Genomic DNA, 1,766 nt, shown 5'->3' with positions numbered 1-1,766 from the left:
AGCTCTTTAACAATTTGATCAGGTAATTCATGTGGGCGCTTGCCGATGAGGGTGATAAATCACCAAATATCAAGGCAAGCGGTCATGACAATGTAAATTGAAATGAATTCGTTTGAACCTTGAGCCAAGTTTGATTCGCTTTTGTTACTTTCGAGTGGCAAGTAAGAATCACAATGATTTTAAACTGAAGAGTTTGATCATGGCTCAGATTGAACGCTGGCGGCAGGCCTAACACATGCAAGTCGAGCGGTAACAGGGGTAGCTTGCTACCCGCTGACGAGCGGCGGACGGGTGAGTAATGCATAGGAATCTGCCCGGTAGTGGGGGATAACCTGGGGAAACCCAGGCTAATACCGCATACGTCCTACGGGAGAAAGGGGGCTTCGGCTCCCGCTATTGGATGAGCCTATGTCGGATTAGCTAGTTGGTGAGGTAAAGGCTCACCAAGGCAACGATCCGTAGCTGGTCTGAGAGGATGATCAGCCACATCGGGACTGAGACACGGCCCGAACTCCTACGGGAGGCAGCAGTGGGGAATATTGGACAATGGGGGCAACCCTGATCCAGCCATGCCGCGTGTGTGAAGAAGGCCCTCGGGTTGTAAAGCACTTTCAGCGAGGAAGAACGCCTAGTGGTTAATACCCATTAGGAAAGACATCACTCGCAGAAGAAGCACCGGCTAACTCCGTGCCAGCAGCCGCGGTAATACGGAGGGTGCAAGCGTTAATCGGAATTACTGGGCGTAAAGCGCGCGTAGGTGGCTTGATAAGCCGGTTGTGAAAGCCCCGGGCTCAACCTGGGAACGGCATCCGGAACTGTCAAGCTAGAGTGCAGGAGAGGAAGGTAGAATTCCCGGTGTAGCGGTGAAATGCGTAGAGATCGGGAGGAATACCAGTGGCGAAGGCGGCCTTCTGGACTGACACTGACACTGAGGTGCGAAAGCGTGGGTAGCAAACAGGATTAGATACCCTGGTAGTCCACGCCGTAAACGATGTCGACCAGCCGTTGGGTGCCTAGCGCACTTTGTGGCGAAGTTAACGCGATAAGTCGACCGCCTGGGGAGTACGGCCGCAAGGTTAAAACTCAAATGAATTGACGGGGGCCCGCACAAGCGGTGGAGCATGTGGTTTAATTCGATGCAACGCGAAGAACCTTACCTACTCTTGACATCCTGCGAACTTGTGAGAGATCACTTGGTGCCTTCGGGAACGCAGAGACAGGTGCTGCATGGCTGTCGTCAGCTCGTGTTGTGAAATGTTGGGTTAAGTCCCGTAACGAGCGCAACCCTTGTCCTTATTTGCCAGCGGGTAATGCCGGGAACTCTAAGGAGACTGCCGGTGACAAACCGGAGGAAGGTGGGGACGACGTCAAGTCATCATGGCCCTTACGAGTAGGGCTACACACGTGCTACAATGGCCGGTACAAAGGGTTGCGAGCTCGCGAGAGTCAGCTAATCCCGAAAAGCCGGTCTCAGTCCGGATCGGAGTCTGCAACTCGACTCCGTGAAGTCGGAATCGCTAGTAATCGTGAATCAGAATGTCACGGTGAATACGTTCCCGGGCCTTGTACACACCGCCCGTCACACCATGGGAGTGGACTGCACCAGAAGTGGTTAGCCTAACGCAAGAGGGCGATCACCACGGTGTGGTTCATGACTGGGGTGAAGTCGTAACAAGGTAGCCGTAGGGGAACCTGCGGCTGGATCACCTCCTTAAACGATGCATCATCCCTCGCGGTAAGCGCTCACAATGAATTACCTGATCAGA

At 53.6% G+C, this 1,766-nt stretch carries 1 rRNA gene; it reads left to right on the top strand.

Annotated elements, in window-relative coordinates:
* Window positions 1–181: 181 nt before the first annotated feature.
* Window positions 182–1,714 (top strand): 16S ribosomal RNA (locus tag HZS79_RS16690).
* Window positions 1,715–1,766 lie beyond the last annotated feature (52 nt).

It is taken from the genome of Vreelandella zhaodongensis (genome assembly GCF_013415115.1).
Lineage (GTDB): Bacteria > Pseudomonadota > Gammaproteobacteria > Pseudomonadales > Halomonadaceae > Vreelandella > Vreelandella zhaodongensis.
The sequence above is the reverse complement of the archived record's forward strand: the minus strand, read 5'-3'. Positions and strand labels throughout refer to the sequence as shown.